Annotated in this window: 9 protein-coding genes; 5 read left to right on the forward strand and 4 right to left on the reverse strand. The window is 63.7% G+C overall.

Annotated elements, in window-relative coordinates; translation table 11 throughout:
- Positions 1 to 20: 20 nt before the first annotated feature.
- The 4 genes from ACQY7R_RS24730 to ACQY7R_RS24745 form a co-directional block, all read right to left on the reverse strand.
- On the reverse strand, positions 21 to 1,799 hold the full coding sequence (locus ACQY7R_RS24730; protein ID WP_428308223.1) for a sodium:solute symporter: 1,779 nt from the start codon (positions 1,797 to 1,799) through the stop codon (positions 21 to 23).
- Between the two features lie 99 nt (positions 1,800 to 1,898).
- Positions 1,899 to 3,404, reverse strand: coding sequence for an L-arabinose isomerase (gene araA / locus ACQY7R_RS24735; RefSeq protein ID WP_428308224.1), 1,506 nt, complete (start codon positions 3,402 to 3,404; stop codon positions 1,899 to 1,901).
- Between the two features lie 51 nt (positions 3,405 to 3,455).
- Positions 3,456 to 4,148, reverse strand: a complete 693-nt coding sequence (locus ACQY7R_RS24740) for an L-ribulose-5-phosphate 4-epimerase (protein ID WP_428308225.1) — start codon at positions 4,146 to 4,148, stop codon at positions 3,456 to 3,458.
- A 6-nt stretch (positions 4,149 to 4,154) separates the two neighbouring features.
- Positions 4,155 to 5,840, reverse strand: a complete 1,686-nt coding sequence (locus ACQY7R_RS24745; protein ID WP_428308226.1) for a ribulokinase — start codon at positions 5,838 to 5,840, stop codon at positions 4,155 to 4,157.
- A 446-nt stretch (positions 5,841 to 6,286) separates the two neighbouring features.
- Between ACQY7R_RS24745 and ACQY7R_RS24750 the strand changes: the two genes are divergently transcribed.
- The 5 genes from ACQY7R_RS24750 (at position 6,287) to ACQY7R_RS24770 (ending at position 15,585) form a co-directional block, all read left to right on the forward strand.
- A complete protein-coding gene (locus ACQY7R_RS24750) occupies positions 6,287 to 9,196 on the forward strand; it encodes a PSD1 and planctomycete cytochrome C domain-containing protein (protein ID WP_428308227.1) in 2,910 nt (969 codons plus the stop codon).
- Positions 9,196 to 10,698, forward strand: a complete 1,503-nt coding sequence (locus ACQY7R_RS24755; RefSeq protein ID WP_428308228.1) for a DUF1501 domain-containing protein — start codon at positions 9,196 to 9,198, stop codon at positions 10,696 to 10,698. The genes ACQY7R_RS24750 and ACQY7R_RS24755 overlap by 1 nt, the downstream gene beginning before the upstream one ends.
- A gap of 161 nt (positions 10,699 to 10,859) precedes the next feature.
- Entirely contained in the window at positions 10,860 to 13,298 is a 2,439-nt protein-coding gene (locus ACQY7R_RS24760; protein WP_428308229.1) for a PSD1 and planctomycete cytochrome C domain-containing protein, read from the forward strand.
- 107 nt (positions 13,299 to 13,405) lie between these two features.
- Complete coding sequence (locus ACQY7R_RS24765) at positions 13,406 to 14,842, forward strand: DUF1501 domain-containing protein (protein WP_428308230.1); 1,437 nt, start codon at positions 13,406 to 13,408, stop codon at positions 14,840 to 14,842.
- Positions 14,843 to 15,024: 182 nt separating this feature from the next.
- Positions 15,025 to 15,585: a hypothetical protein gene (locus ACQY7R_RS24770; RefSeq protein WP_428308231.1), complete on the forward strand. Its 561-nt coding sequence runs from the start codon at positions 15,025 to 15,027 to the stop codon at positions 15,583 to 15,585.
- Positions 15,586 to 15,596: the final 11 nt, after the last annotated feature.

Below are 15,596 nucleotides of genomic sequence, written 5' to 3' on the forward strand. Positions count from 1 at the left end.
GCGAGGCGTCGAGCGCCGCATCATCCAGTGAAATAGAGGTAGGCCGCCACGATGGCCGCGAGGACCGCCACGGAAGAAACGACGTCGACCGCCGACCAACTGGCCCGCGATTCCCGCTTCTGTTCGTCCGTGACTGTGGCGAACGTGAGCCCCTCGATCTGTCGTTCGTCCGGCGGGGCTGTCGCGTAGCTTACCACGATCATGGCAATCATCGAAGCCAGCAAGATGAGGATGCTGAAATACTGGAAGTAGATGTTGTTGACGATCCACAGGAACGAGTCGGGCGTGTAGCCATTCTCATAACCTTTGAGTTTCAGGCTCACCGGCGTATCCACCACCAGGCGGAAAATACCAAGCGCGAAGCCGACGAGCATCGCTGCCATGCACCCCTTCGCGTTGAGCCGCTTCCAGAACACGCCGAGAAAAAAGACGACGAAAATCGGCGGCGCCAGATACCCCTGCACGCCTTGCAGATAGTCGTACAGCCCCTTGGCTCCCTTGATGACCGGGATCCAAGCAATGCCGATCAGCACCATCACCACGGTCGCCATCCGCCCAACCCACACGAGGTGGGCCTGCGACGATTCGGGGCGATACTTTTGATAGATGTCCATCGTGAAGAGCGTCGACGACGCGTTGAAGACGCCCGCGAGCGAGCTCATTAGCGCCGCCAATAGCCCGGCGACGACGATGCCGCGCACCCCGAGCGGCAGGACGTAGAGCACCATTTGCGGGAAGGCGCTCTGCGCCTGCTCGGCGATCGCTTTGCCGTCGGGGCCAATCATGCCCGTCATCCCTGTCGTGCCCGTCTTCGCTAGGCCGAAGGCGATGATGCCGGGGATGATGAACAGAAACACCGGCAGCAGCTTGAGCATGCCGGCGAAGATCGAGCCTCGGCGAGCCTCGCGCTCATCCTTGGCGCCGAGCGCCCGCTGCACGATGTACTGGCAGGTGCACCAGTACCACAGGCCGATCACCGGGGCGCAAATCATCATCCCCAGCCACGGGTAGTCGCCGTTGAAGTACCACGCCTGGCGCACCACTTCGCCGGCGGAGTCTTTCACGATTTCCGGGGCCCAGGTTCCCTCGACGCCCTCGGGGACGATCGGCTTCCAGAGATTGAACATCTCGTCGCCGACCGTTTCGCGCAGCTTCTCCCAGCCGCCGATCGCCTTGAGGCCGAAGATGGTACAGAGCGCCGACCCGACGACCAGGATGATCGTCTGCAGCGCCTCGGTGTACACGACGGCCCGCATACCGCCCAGCATTGTGTAGATGCCGGTGAGAATCAGCACCAAGATCGAACCAATCCAAAAGCTATCCATCACCATGAAGCCGAGGTCGAGCGATAGCTTGGGGAGAAGCGTGCGGAAGACGACGCCGCCGGCGAAGATGCCGACCGCCACCTTCGAGATGATGAACAGCACGAGCGAGATGATCGACAGCATGTAGCGGGCGCTGGTCGAGAAGCGGCGCTCGAGAAACTCGGGCATCGTGTAGACCATCGACCGCATGTAGAACGGCACCATCACCCACGCGAGCACGAGCAGGCACCAAGCGTGCAACTCGTAGTGAGCGAGCGCGACGCCGTCGGTGGCGCCCGATCCGGCCAGGCCGACGACGTGCTCCGAGCCGATGTTCGACGCGAAGATCGACGCGCCGACGAGGAACCAAGGCAAATGCCGACCGGCCAGGAAGTAGTCGGTCGCGGTTCCCTTGTTCTTCTGAATGACCCACCAGGCCAACCCGGCCACGGACATGAAGTAGAGGCCGACGACCACCCAATCGAGCGTTTCCATGCAGGGATTCCCGCGCGTCGTGAAGAGGAGGATTTCTAAAGAGAACGAAGAAAAGGCGAAGGGCGGCGCGACAGATGCCGGCCGTTCCTTCAATCGTCGCTACGCCCGGCGATACACGCCAGCGTCGTTCCATCGCAAAATATTTTTGAAATCGCGCAAACGGGTCGCCTCGTCGATGACGACGAACTCGACCCCCCACATGTCGGCGAGGTCTTCCCAATGCTCGGCTGTGAGCGCCTGGCTGAACGTCGGGTGGTGCGAACCGCCCGCTTGGATCCACGCCGCGGCGGCCGTCTTCAGATCGGGCCGCGGCTTCCACATCGCGCGGGCGACTGGAAGTTTCGGCATCGGCTGTTCGGGGGCAATCACGTCGACTTCGCTCAGCACCATCCGGAAGCGATCGCCGAGGTCGACGATCGCCGTGTTCGTCGCCGGCCCAGGCGGCGCGTCGAACACGAGCCGCACCGGATCGTCCTTGCCGCCGATGCCCAGCGGGTGGATCTCGCACGAAGGCTGAGCGGCGGCGATCGACGGACAGATCTCGAGCATGTGGGCGCCGAGCACCTGCTGGTTCCCTTGCGGCAGGTGATAGGTGTAATCCTCCATGAACGACGTGCCGCCTGGCAACCCGGCCGACATGACCTTCGCCGCCCGCAGCATCGCGGCCGCCTTCCAATCTCCCTCGGCGCCGAAGCCGCAGCCGTCGGCCATCAGCCGTTGCGACGCGATCCCCGGCAGCTGCTTCATGCCGTGGAGATTTTCAAACGTGTTCGTATAGCCGACGAAGCCGTTGTCTTGGATGAACTGCCGTAGGCCCAACTCGATGCGGGCAGCGTCGCGCAGCGATTCTCGGCGGTGGCCGTCGCGGCGCAGCTCGGGGGCGAGTTGGTACTGCTCCTCATACTGGCCGCAGAGCCAATCGACCTTTCCCTCTTCCGCGGCGTCGATGTACTTCACCACGTCGCCGAGGCCGTAGCCATTTACGGAGTAGCCGAGGCAAATTTGTGCGGCGACTTTATCCCCTTCGGTGACGGCCACTTCGCGCATGTTGTCGCCGATGCGGGCGATCCGCGCGGTGAGCGCATCGTGCCGAGCCGCTGCGGCGCGGGTCCAGACGCCTACCGACTGCAGCACGTCCTCATCTTGCCAGTGGCCGACAACCACCTTGCGTGACAACCGCAGCCGCGCGCCGATGAATCCGAACTCGCGGCCGCCATGGGCCGACTGGTTCGTGTTCATGAAATCCATGTCGATCGACGACCACGGGATGTCGCGATTGAACTGCGTGTGCAGGTGGAGCAGCGGCTTTTGCAGCAGTTTCAGTCCGGCGATCCACATCTTCGCCGGCGAGAAGGTATGCATCCACGCCACGAGGCCGATGCAGTTCGGCGCCGAGTTGGCCTCGAGCACGACGTCGCGAATCTGCTCAGGGGTCGTCAGTACCGGTTTGAACACGACCCGCACCGGGATCTGAGCGGCGTCGTTGAGCGCCGCCGCCACCGCCATCGAGTGCTGCTCCACCTCGCGGAGCGTTTCTTCGCCGTAGAGATGTTGGCTGCCGGTGACGAACCAGACTTCAAATTTGTCGAGGCGGATGGTTGGCATGGAATGCACCGGAAGGACGATTTCGTCAGGGAGGTAACTTAGGTTGAAAACTCAGCGCTGGCCGTAGTACGCATCCTTGCCATGCTTGCGTAAGTAATGCTTATCGAGCAGGAACTGATCGACCGGCCCCGTCTGCGGCGCCAGCGCGAGCATATCGATCGCCATCGCCGCGACCGATTCGAGCGCTACGGCATTGTGAACCGAGTCGGCCGCGTCTTTGCCCCACGCGAACGGGGCATGGCTCGCCACGAGCACCGCCGGCATCGCCACCGGATCGAGTTCTGCGAACCGCTCGACGATGACCCGGCCCGTGTTGAGTTCGTACGCTTCTTGGATCTCCGCGGCGGTAAGCAATCGCGTCACTGGAACGGTGCCGTAAAAGTGGTCGGCATGCGTCGTCCCGAAGCAGGGAATCTCCCGCTGGGCCTGCGCGAACGCCGTCGCCTTCGGGCTGTGCGTGTGGGTGATCCCGCCGACGCCGCTGAACTTCTGGTACAGCAAGCGGTGGGTGACGGTGTCTGACGACGGCTTCCACGCCCCTTCGACGACGGCGCCTGTCTCGATGCTCACCACCACCATCTGTGCTGGCGACATCCCGTTGTAGGGAACGCCGCTCGGCTTGATCACCATCAACTCGCGATCGTCCGACAGCCCGCTGACGTTTCCCCACGTGAGCGTCACGAGCCCCTCCGCGACGAGGTCGAGGTTCGCCTGACAGACCTGTTGTTTCAGTTCTTCGAGCATCGGTCGTTACTTCGCTCCACAGCGGGCTTCGTGTCGAATCGCGATGAGGTCCTTCATCACGCCGGCGAGCGAACCATGGAACCCGGTCGAACCGAACGCATCGTGCAATGTTTTGTAGACCGCGTACAGCTTCGCATAGACGGCGACGTTGGCGGCGATTGGCTCGTACACCGTCGATTTGACGCCGGTCATCTTGGCCTGAGCGGCCTCAACCGTCGGGTACGCTCCGGCGGCGACGGCGCCGAAGAGCGCCGCGCCGAGCGCGCACGTCTGAGCACTGCGGCTGATCTTCATCGGCCGATTGCAAACGTCGGCGTAGATCTGCATCACCAGCGGATTCTTCTCCGCGATGCCGCCGCAGACGATCACTTCGCTCACGTGGACATCGTATTCTTCCACGCGGTTAATAATCGTGAGCGCCCCGTAAGCGGTCGCTTCGATCAGCGCCCGGTAAATTTCGGGCGCCGAGGTGTGGAGCGTCTGTCCCACGAGCAGGCCGGTGAGGAGCGGATCGACCAACACCGTGCGGTTGCCGTTGTGCCAGTCGAGCGCGACGAGTCCCGACTCGCCGGGACGGAGCTTCGCTGCCGCTTCCGTCAGTTTCACTTGGGCGTCGCCGCCGCTACCAAACTCGGCGGGCGCCAGCCGTTTGGCGAACCAATTGAAAATGTCGCCGACCGCGCTTTGCCCCGCTTCGAGGCCGTACATGCCGGGGATGATCGACTCGGGGACGATGCCGCAGACGCCCGGCACGTCGGGGAGCCGCCGGGCGAGCGGGGCGACCATGCAGTCGCAGGTGCTCGTCCCCATGATCTTCACGAGCGTCCCTTCGCCACAGCCGGAGCCGACCGCTCCCATGTGAGCGTCGAAGGCGCCGACGGCGACCGGAATCCCGGCGGGCAGGCCCACCTTCTCCGCGACCTCGGCGCACAACAGGCCTGCCGGATGATTCGAGGGCAAGACCTTCCCCGTAAAACGGAATCGCGACAGCCCCGGCTCGATTGAATCGAGGAACTCGGCGCTCGGCAGCCCGTCCCACTCGGGGTGGTACATCGCCTTGTGCCCTGCCCCGCAGATGCCGCGGACGATCGCGTTCGGGTGGAGATTCCCGGTGACGTACGCCGGCACATAGTCGGCGAGTTCCACCCAAGCCGCCGCCGCCTTCGCGACATGCGGCGCTGATCGCATGCAGCGGGCAATCTTCGACCAATACCATTCCGAAGAATAAACGCCGCCGCACTTCGCGAGGTACGGATACTCGCCCTCGCGCGCCTTACGGGTGATCTCCTCCGCTTCGCGATGAGCCGTGTGATCTTTCCAGAGCCACGCCTGAGCGGCGAGATCGTCCTTGAACTCATCGAGCAGCGCGAGCGCCACGCCCTCGCTGTTCACCGGCAGGGGCGTCGAGCCGGTCGTATCGACGCCGATGCCGACCACTTGCTGCGGCGAGAAGCCGGCCGTCTGCTGCGCTTTCCGCACCGCGCCAGCGACGACGGCGTGAAAACCTTCGATGTAGTCGGCCGGGCTTTGCCGCGCGAGATTCGGGTCGGCGGGGTCGAGCAGCACGCCCGCGTCGCCCCGGCGGTAGTCGTAGACCTCCGTCGCGATCTCGGCGCCGTTGGTAATGTCCACCACAAGCGCTCGAACGCTGTTGGTGCCGTAGTCGACGCCGATCGCAAATTGCTGAGCCATGGTCACTGACAAGATGTCGGCCGATGAAAAGCGGTGCGGGCAGCCTATCAGCCGTCCCGCGGAATGAAAAGCAGCGCGGCCGAGCGGCCCGCGCCACCACATCTTAAACTCCGAATCCGCGATGTTGGGGGCGAAATTGCGGCGGTTTGGCGAAGTTACGCAATCTCTAAATCAAGGCTGCGCTTGAACTAAAATTCTTGCCGTCTTTCCTCGCGACGGCTTTACGCTACTTCTCCGCCTGAAATTGCGGGACGACAATCGATTCATGCCCGCCGCAGGCGTAAACTTTTCCAACGATTCGCCAATCCTGCACCACGGTTTCGCGTGATCAGCAAACGCCGGTTTGTCATACTGGGTAGGTCCCATCGATGACCCCCCGGCAGTTGAGATCGCTCACCAGCTGCGTCGTAGGTTTCTTGTCCGTTCGCATCTCATCACTGGTAACGATGCCGCGTTTTTTAGTTCTCATTGCTCTTGGTGCCGCAGCGCTGGGGACAGTGCGCCATGCCGCGGCTGCCGACGCATTGGTTGAACGGGTCGACTTCAACGACCAGATCCGTCCCATCTTCGCCAAGCATTGCGTCAGCTGTCACGGCGGCGTGAAGCAAGCGAGCGGCCTGTCGTTCATCTACCGCGACCAAGCCTTAGCGGAAGCCGACTCCGGCCTGGCGGCGATTGTCCCGGGCAAGCCGGACGAGTCATATTTGATCGAGCGCGTCGCCGACGCTGATCCGGACACTCGCATGCCCCCTGGGGATCACGGCCCGCCACTCGACGCCGAGCAAATCGAACTGCTCCGCCGCTGGATCGAGCAAGGCGCCGAATGGGAGCAACACTGGTCGTTCACGCCGCCGGTCGAACCGCCGCTGCCGGCAGTGAACCGCACCCATTGGCCGCGCGACCTGCTCGATCAGTTCGTCCTTGCAAAGTTGGAAGCTGCCGGACTCGCTCCCGCGCCCGACGCCGCCCGCAGCGAATGGCTCCGCCGCGTGTCGCTCGATCTCACCGGCTTGCCGCCGTCGCCGGAAGATTACCGATCGTTTGAACTCGACAATCGCCCTGATGCCTACGAACAAGTCGTCGATCGCCTGCTTGCCTCGCCCGCGTACGGCGAGCGGTGGGCGTCGATGTGGCTCGACCTCGCCCGCTACGCCGACACGTCGGGTTTTGAGAAAGATCCGAACCGCAACATCTGGCCTTTCCGCGATTGGCTCATCCGCGCGCTCAACGACGACATGCCGTTCGACGAGTTCACGATTCGCCAACTCGCCGGCGACTTGCTCCCTGATGCGACGATTGCCGATCGGCTGGCGACGGCGTTCCATCGCAACACGCAGATGAACACCGAAGGTGGGACGGACGACGAAGAGTACCGCCTCGCAGCGGTGCTCGATCGCGTCAGCACCACCTGGCAGGTGTGGCAAGCGTCGACCTTCCGCTGCACGCAGTGCCACGATCACCCGTACGATCCGTTCCGCCACGAGGAGTACTACAGCTTCGTCGCGTTCTTCAATACGAGCCGCGACGCCGATCTTAACGACGACTCGCCGACTCTGGCGATTCCGGACGATTTGCAGCAGTGGGAGAAGGCCGCGGGACTCGACCGCGAGATCGCCGCCCTGCAACAGCAACTCTACGCATTGCAGTCTCCGCTGGCCGAGGACGCGGCCCGCTGGCAACCGCTGACGCCGCTCACCGCCACGACCACCGGCAGCGGGACGATGATCATCGCCGCCGATCCGGCCGACGGCGTCGCCGAAGTTCGCGGCGAAGGGACGGTCTCCGCCTGGAGCTTGTTCAAAATTGAGTTCGATCTCACGGGGATCGAACGCCTCACCGCCCTGCGGATCGACGCCCTGCCGAAAGACGCGGCCGCTGCATTAAAAATTCCCGACGAAGGCTTCGTGCTCTCGAAACTTGACGGCGAACTCGTCGCCGCCGACGGCGCCGTGCTGAGCAAGGTCCCGCTTGCCGTCGCGTTTTGCGATGAAGCGGCGCCGCTGAATGATCCGCAAGCGAGCCTGCGGAAAGACGCCGACGGCTGGGGGGCGTTTTCGCGGCTTTCATCGCGGCGCTATGCCGTCTTCATTCCCAAGCAGGCCGTGGAGGTTCCGCCGGGAGCGCGATTGCGACTCGCCGTGCGGTTCGACCTTACCGACTCGGGCGGCGGCGGCTTGGTGATCAATCGCGGCCGCTACTCGATCTCGTCGAGCGACGATTGGATTCCCTTCGCCAACGATTCGCGTTACAGCGAACTCCGCCGCGAGCTCGCTGCGAAGCGCAAGGAGCGGACCGCCATCGCCTCGCTCGCCGTGCCGGTGATGGCCGAGCAACCCGCCCGGTTCGCCCGCCGCACGCAAGTCTTTGGTCGCGGCAACTGGCTCGATCGCGAAGCTGAGGTGACTGCCGGCGTTCCGGCCGTGCTGCCGCCGCTGGCGAGCGACGGGCCGGTCGACCGCCTCGCGATGGCCCGCTGGATCGCCTCGCCGCAAAACCCGCTCACCGCGCGGGTGATGGTGAACCGCATCTGGCAAGAACTCTTCGGCATCGGCATCGTCGAAACCGCGGAGGACTTCGGCACCTCCGGCGAACGCCCCTCGCATCCCGAACTGCTCGATCATCTCGCGCTACGTTTCCAAGGCGAGCAAGCGTGGAGCGTCAAGCAGCTCCTGCGTTCGATCGTCCTGTCGTCCGCCTATCGCCAATCGAGCGGCGCGTCGTCCGACAAGCTCGCGGTCGATCCTCGAAACCGGCTCGTTTCGCGCGGCCCGCGGACGCGGCTCTCCGCCGAGATGGTCCGCGACCAGGCGCTCGCCCTCTCGGGCCGGCTCTCGACCAAGATGTACGGCAAGCCAGTGATGCCGCCGCAACCCGACGGCGTCTGGCGCAGCGTCTACAACGGCGAGGTTTGGACGAATGCCGAAGGCGAGGATCGCTACCGCCGGGCCGTCTATATCTATTGGAAGCGAACAAGCGGCTACCCCAGCATGGCAACGTTCGACGCCCCCAGCCGCGATATCTGCACCGTCCGCCGCATCGCAACGAACACGCCGCTGCAGGCGCTCGCGACGCTGAACGACGAAGCCTATATCGAACTGGCCCAAGGCTTCGCTGAGCGGATGGCCGCCGCGGCGAGTGAGCCCGCAGCGCAAATCGCCGTCGGCTATCGGCTGGCCACTGGCCAAGCGCCGCATGCGGCGAAGCTCCAGCGGTTGCAGCAACTCTATGACGAAGCGGCGCTCGCTTACGACGCCGACCCCCAGGCGGCGCATTCGCTTGCCACAGATCGCTCCCAGTACGCCCTCACGATCGTCGCCAATGCGATGCTCAACCTCGACGATCTGTTGACCAAATAATGCGTAACTCACTCATCAACGAACTGGCCCAAGCCGAACTTGCCCACACGACGCGACGGCTCTTCCTCCGCGACGGCGTCGCCGGTCTCGGCGCGACGTGGCTGGCGTCCATGCTGGGCAATTCGCTGCTCGGCAGCAGTGTCCAAGCTTCAGGCACTGCGGCGGTTCGCGATCCGATGCAGCCCCTCGCTCCGCAGTTGCCGCCGCTCGTCGCCAAAGCCAAGCGAGTGATCTACCTCCACATGGCGGGCGCCCCTAGCCAATTGGAACTCTTCGATTACAAGCCGGAACTAAAAAAGCTCGACGGCCAAGACTGCCCGCAAGAGTTCATCGCCGGCAAACGCTTTGCGTTCATCCGCGGCGTGCCGAAGTTGCTCGGCCCGCAATTCGAGTTCGCCCAGCATGGCGAGTCGGGCGCCTGGCTCAGCGATCGCTTGCCGCACTTCGCGAAGGTCGTCGACAAGGCCTGCTTCGTCCGCACGATGGTCACCGACCAGTTCAACCACGCCCCCGCGCAGCTGCTGGTTCACACGGGCAATCAGAACCTTGGCTACGCCTCGATGGGCTGCTGGGCCACTTACGGCCTCGGTTCGGAAAACCAAAACCTCCCGGGCTTCGTCGTGCTGCTCTCAGGCGGCAAGTTCCCCGACGCCGGCAAAAGCGTCTGGGGCTCCGGCTTTCTCCCGTCGGTCTATCAAGGGGTGCAGTGTCGTTCGAGCGGCGAGCCGGTGCTGTTCCTCTCGAACCCGCCGGGGATCGATCGCACGCTTCGCGGAAGAATGGTCGACGCGATTGCCGACGTCAATCGCAAGACGTACGACGAGGTGGCCGATCCCGAAACGCTCACCCGCATCGCCCAGTACGAGCTCGCCTACCGCATGCAAATGTCGGCGACCGACGCGATGGACTACAGCCAAGAGCCGGCCCACATCCACAAGATGTACGGCACGCAGCCGGGGCAAGAGAGCCTGGCGAACAACTGTCTGCTCGCGCGGCGGCTGATCGAACGGGGCGTTCGCTTCGTGCAGCTGTTCGACTGGGGTTGGGACTCCCACGGCGCCGGCGAGAACGAAGCGCTCCACCACGGGTTCAAAGACAAGTGTCGGCAACTCGACCAGCCGGTGACCGCGCTGTTGCTCGATCTCGAACAGCGCGGGCTGCTCGACGAAACGCTCGTCGTCTGGTCGGGCGAGTTCGGCCGCACGCCGATGCGCGAGAACCGCGGCGGCAAGGAAATGACGCTCGTCGGTCGCGACCATCACCCGCACGCTTTTACGTTGTGGATGGCCGGCGGCGGCGTCCGCGCGGGACATAGCCATGGCGAGACCGATCCAATCGGCTACGCACCGATCGCCGACAAGGTCGAAGTCCGCGATCTGCAAGCGACGATCTTGCGGCTGCTGGGGCTCGATCACGAACGGCTCGTCTTCCCGTTCCAGGGCCTCGATCAAAAACTGACCGGCGTCAAACCAGCCCGCGCCATCGATTCCATCATCGCTTAGCGGCTCGTAAAAGAACTCAAGCCCTCCCAGTAGCCGCGGGGCAACGCCCCCGCCGGCGCATTCCGAAAAGTTCAACCCTCCACGCCATTTTGCGGGCTCCCTTTTCCAGCTGCGGCTAGTCCCCTTTTCCCGCGGAGACCCCAGATGAGTAAACTGGAGGGATGCTCCTCCGCTCCTCTCTATCCCTGCTCACGCTCGTCGGCTGCTTGCTGCTGAGCGGCGTTGAACTGTCCCACGCGGCGCCGGTGAACTTCTCGCGCGAAGTAAAACCGATCCTCGCACGCCGCTGCTTTGCCTGTCACGGGCCCGACTCGGGCGAAGGGGGTCTGCGGCTCGACAGCCGCGATCATGCCCTTGCGGAGCTTGACTCGGGATCGTTCGCGATTGTGCCGGAAGACGTTGATTCGAGTGAACTGCTCGCTCGGGTGACTTCAGAGGACGAGTTCACGCGGATGCCGCCCGAAGGCAAGCCGCTTACTCCACACGAAGTCGACGTGCTCCGACGCTGGATCGCCGAAGGTGCGGCGTACCAAAAGCACTGGGCATTTGTCGCCCCAGAAAAGCACGAGCCGCCGGCTTTGGAAGCAAGCCCCCACAAGTCGTGGGTGCAGACGCCGATCGACGCCTTTATTCTGGCGCAGCTCGAAGCGAACAACCTGCAGCCTGCGCCGCAGGCGGACAAACGCACCCTCTGCCGGCGCGCTTACTACGACCTCACCGGCTTGCCGCCGAGTGAACAGCAACTCGAAGAGTTCCTCGCCGACGAATCGCCCGACGCGTGGGAGAAGCTAATTGACAAGCTCCTCGCTTCGCCCCACTACGGCGAGCGTTGGGGTCGACACTGGCTCGACCTCGTCCGCTTCGCCGAGACGAATAGCTTTGAGCGTGACGGCGAAAAGCAATACGCCTGGAAGTATCGCGACTATGTCATCCGCAGTTTCAATGACGACAAGCCGTACAACCGGTTCGTGAAGGAGCAACTCGCCGGCGACGAGCTCGACGAGGTGACGCGCGACTCAATCATTGGCACCGGTTACTACCGATTGGGGATTTGGGACGACGAGCCAGCCGATTCGGTCCAGGCGCGCAGCGATGAAATGGACGACCTCATCGCCACCACGAGCCAAGCCTTTCTCGGCCTCACCGTCGGGTGCGCCCGCTGCCACGATCACAAGATCGATCCGATTCCGCAGAAAGACTACTACGGGATGGCCGCCTTCTTCGCCGACGTGACGCCGTTTGCGGAACGGGGCGATTTGCAAACGAACAACCAGTGGGATCTCACCGTGCCCGCGAACGCGGCCGAGCGGGGCGAGCGTCGCCAGCGGATTCGGACGATCAGCCGCGAAAAGTATTCGATGGAACAAGTCGGCGTGAAGCGGATGAGCGGCCCCGACCAACGCCGTTCGGAAACGCAACGCCGCGAAGGGTTGCTCAAGACGAAGCTGAAGGACTATCTCAACGACTCGGAGTGGGAGCAGTACCAGCAGACGCTCGCCCGGCTGAACGAAGCGCAAGAGGACTTGAAGAAGCTCAACCAGAAGAGCGCTCCCGACTGGGCCCTCGCGCTCGCGCGCTGCAACGCGCACCCGGAGCCGACGCACCTCAATGTTCGCGGCAACCCTCACGTCCCGGGCGACGTGGTCGAACCTCGCTTCCCGCAGCTCTTCGGCGTCGAACAGCCGACGATTCCCGCAGCGCCCGAGGGCGCTCGTTCAGCCGGGCGTCGCAAGGTGCTCGCCGACTGGATCGCGTCCGACGACAACATGCTCACGTCACGGGTGATCGCCAACCGTGTCTGGCAGCACCATTTTGGCCGCGGCCTCGTCCGCTCGGCGAACAACTTTGGCGAACTCGGCGACGTGCCGACGCATCCGGAACTGCTCGACTGGCTGGCGATCTGGCTCACCGAGCACGAGTGGAAGCTGAAGCCGCTCCACCGCTTGATCATGACCAGTAGCGCCTACCAGATGTCGAGCCAGGCCGACGCGGCCGCGCTCGCCGCCGATCCGCTGAACGACAACCTGTGGCGATTCGACCTCCGTCGGCTCGGCGCCGAAGAGCTCCGCGACGCGACGCTCGCTGCCAGCGGCAAGCTCAACCTCGACATGTACGGCCCAAGCTTCTACCCCGAGATGTCGCCCGAAGTCCTCGCCACGCAGTCGATGCCAGGCCAAGGCTGGGGCAAGTCGTCGGCCAAGGAACAGTCCCGCCGCAGCGTTTACATCTACGTGAAACGCTCGCTGCTAACGCCGCTGCTCACGGCGTTCGACTTCCCCGACGTCGACGCGAGCTGCGAAGCGCGGTTCAACACAACGCAGCCGGGCCAAGCGCTGTCAATGCTCAACGGCCAATTCGCCAACGAACAAGCGGGCTATCTCGCCGACCGCGTCCGTACCGAAGCGGGCGACGATCCGAAAGACCAAGTCGCCCGCGCGATCGAAATCACCCTCGGCCGCGAAGCGACGAAGGAAGAAATCACCGACGGCCTCGACCTATTAAATCAACTAACGAAAGACCACAACCGCGACCCCCAAGAAGCACTGCGCTACTGGTGCCTAGTCGCGCTCAACCAAAACGAATTCCTCTACCTCGACTAAAAACACTCCATCTTCCCTCTGCGTCTCCGCGCCTCTGCGAGAAACTACTTCGGAAAGATCTCTCGCAGAGGCGCAAAGGCGCAGAGGAAGAATCAAAGAGCCAGACGATGACCAATCACATGCACAACTTCTGCGGTCGAACGCGGCGGGAGTTTTTGTGGGAGAGCGGCTGCGGGTTCGGCGCGGCGGCGCTAGCGTCGCTGCTGTCGGCCGACGGAGCGCTCGGCGCCGCGGCCAACCCGCTCGCGCCCAAGCCTGCGCCTGGCTCCGCCAAAGCCAAGAGCGTCATCTTCTTGTTCATGTACGGCGGCCCCAGCCACATCGACACGTTCGACTACAAACCGACGATGGTCGGTATGGATGGCAAGACGATCGCCGTGAAAACCCACGGTCGCGGCGGGCACAAGAACGAAGGCCGCATCGTCGAACCGCGCTGGAAGTTCAAGCAGTACGGCCAATCGGGCAAGTGGGTGAGCGATCTCTTCCCGAACCTCGCCCACTCGGTCGACGACATCGCGTTCATGCATTCGATGACCGCCGAGTCACCGATCCACGGCTCGGCGATGCTGATGATGAACTCGGGCAAACTGCAAAGCGGCAGCCCCTCGATCGGCAGCTGGGTGAATTACGGCCTCGGCTCTGTCAATGAAAACATGCCGGGCTACGTCGTGATGCTCGACCACACCGGCGGCCCGATCAGCGGCGCGAAGAACTGGTCGAGCGGCTACATGCCGGCGACCTACGCCGGCACGGTGTTTCGGCCCGACGGCTCGCCGATCAACGACCTCAAGCTGCCCGAGGGCACGACCCGCCCGCTGCAGCGCGACTTGCTCGATACGCTCGCCAAACTCAACGAACGCCACCGCCAGCCGCGGCTCGATCAGGCTGATCTCGCGTCGCGGATCTCGACCTACGAGCTGGCCTACAAGATGCAGCAACATGCCCCGGAGGCGGTCGATCTCAGCCAAGAGACCGAGCATACGAAAAAACTGTACGGCCTCGACAACGAGCAGACCCGCCAGTTCGGCACGCGGTGCCTGCTCGCTCGCCGGTTAGTGGAGCGTGGAGTCCGCTTCATTCAGGTTTACTCGGGCGGCTCGCACAACGACGACAACTGGGACGCCCACGGCGACCTTGTCTCGAACCACACGAAGCACGCCGGAGCGACCGACCTGCCGATCGCAGGCCTCTTGAAAGATCTCAAGCAGCGCGGCCTCTTGGAAGAAACGCTCGTCGTCTGGGGCGGCGAGTTCGGCCGCCAGCCGACCGCCGAATACGACGTCGGCACGGGCCGCGACCACAATTCGATGGGGTTCACGATGTGGATGGCCGGCGGCGGCGTGAAGGGGGGCGTGAGCGTTGGCCAAACCGACGAAATCGGCAGCGTCGCCGTCGACCAACCGATGCACGTCAAACGGCTGCATGCGACGGTGCTCAATCAACTCGGCCTCGACCCCAACGCGCTCAGCTACTTCTTCCGCGGACTCGACCAGAAGCTCGTCGGCGTTGAACATACGGAACCGATTAAAGAGATCATCGCCTAACTAACAGTAAGAGCCGCAGGCCGAGCGAGCCGGTGGCTTTGAATTGCGTCACGATCAACAGCGAAAACGCGCGGATAAATATTGCCGCAATTTCAAGCCTTGGCCTGCTAAACAATCTCAAGGTAAACTCACCCCACTTGTCACGCCGGAACGGGGGGAGTTGCATGTCGTCGGAGCGGGAGTTGTATCGTCTCAAAGGCCGTACTGCGTTGGTGCTCGGAGCCGCGGGGGAATTGACCCGGCAGGCGGAGGTCGCGCTCGCCGCAGCGGGAGCTACCGTTTCGCAGGGGACGCTTGAGGCGTATCACGCCGTGGGGAAGACCCCGGCGGAGTTCCCGAACATCGTCGTCCTCGTGACTGTGACGAGCGATTCGCCCGTTGCGAACGGCGATTGGGAAGCGGTCGAACGCCAGCAGCGGACCCTCGTCGCCCTGCCGACGGCGATTCTGAGCAACGTCGTCCCCGCCATGCGTCGCGCGGGCTGGGGGCGAATTATCTTCATCGCTGACGGCGACCCGAGTTCGATGGCCGCGATCACCGCCCGCACGGCTCAAGCGGCGCTGCTGCAGGCCGAGGCCCGGCAACTCGCGGCGGCCGGCATCACGGTGAACCAAATCATCGCCCGCAGCGGCGGCGTCACGTCTGAATCGGAATTAGCCGAAGCGATCGGCGCCGCGACCCTCTACTTTGCTAGCGAGGAATCGTCGTTCGTGACGGGGCAGTCGCTGCAAATTGGCGGTTGAGCGTCGTGGTC

The organism is Lacipirellula sp. (assembly GCF_965279485.1).
In the GTDB taxonomy this organism is placed as follows: domain Bacteria; phylum Planctomycetota; class Planctomycetia; order Pirellulales; family Lacipirellulaceae; genus Lacipirellula.

Excerpts from the sequence above, each read along its gene's own strand:
- ACQY7R_RS24740 (WP_428308225.1), bottom strand. The coding sequence starts at position 4,148 with ATGCTCGAAGAACTGAAACAACAGGTCTGTCAGGCGAACCTCGACCTC.
- araA (WP_428308224.1), bottom strand. The coding sequence starts at position 3,404 with ATGCCAACCATCCGCCTCGACAAATTTGAAGTCTGGTTCGTCACCGGC.
- ACQY7R_RS24745 (WP_428308226.1), bottom strand. The coding sequence starts at position 5,840 with ATGGCTCAGCAATTTGCGATCGGCGTCGACTACGGCACCAACAGCGTT.
- ACQY7R_RS24760 (WP_428308229.1), top strand. The coding sequence starts at position 10,860 with ATGCTCCTCCGCTCCTCTCTATCCCTGCTCACGCTCGTCGGCTGCTTG.
- ACQY7R_RS24730 (WP_428308223.1), bottom strand. The coding sequence starts at position 1,799 with ATGGAAACGCTCGATTGGGTGGTCGTCGGCCTCTACTTCATGTCCGTG.
- ACQY7R_RS24755 (WP_428308228.1), top strand. The coding sequence starts at position 9,196 with ATGCGTAACTCACTCATCAACGAACTGGCCCAAGCCGAACTTGCCCAC.
- ACQY7R_RS24750 (WP_428308227.1), top strand. The coding sequence starts at position 6,287 with ATGCCGCGTTTTTTAGTTCTCATTGCTCTTGGTGCCGCAGCGCTGGGG.
- ACQY7R_RS24765 (WP_428308230.1), top strand. The coding sequence starts at position 13,406 with ATGACCAATCACATGCACAACTTCTGCGGTCGAACGCGGCGGGAGTTT.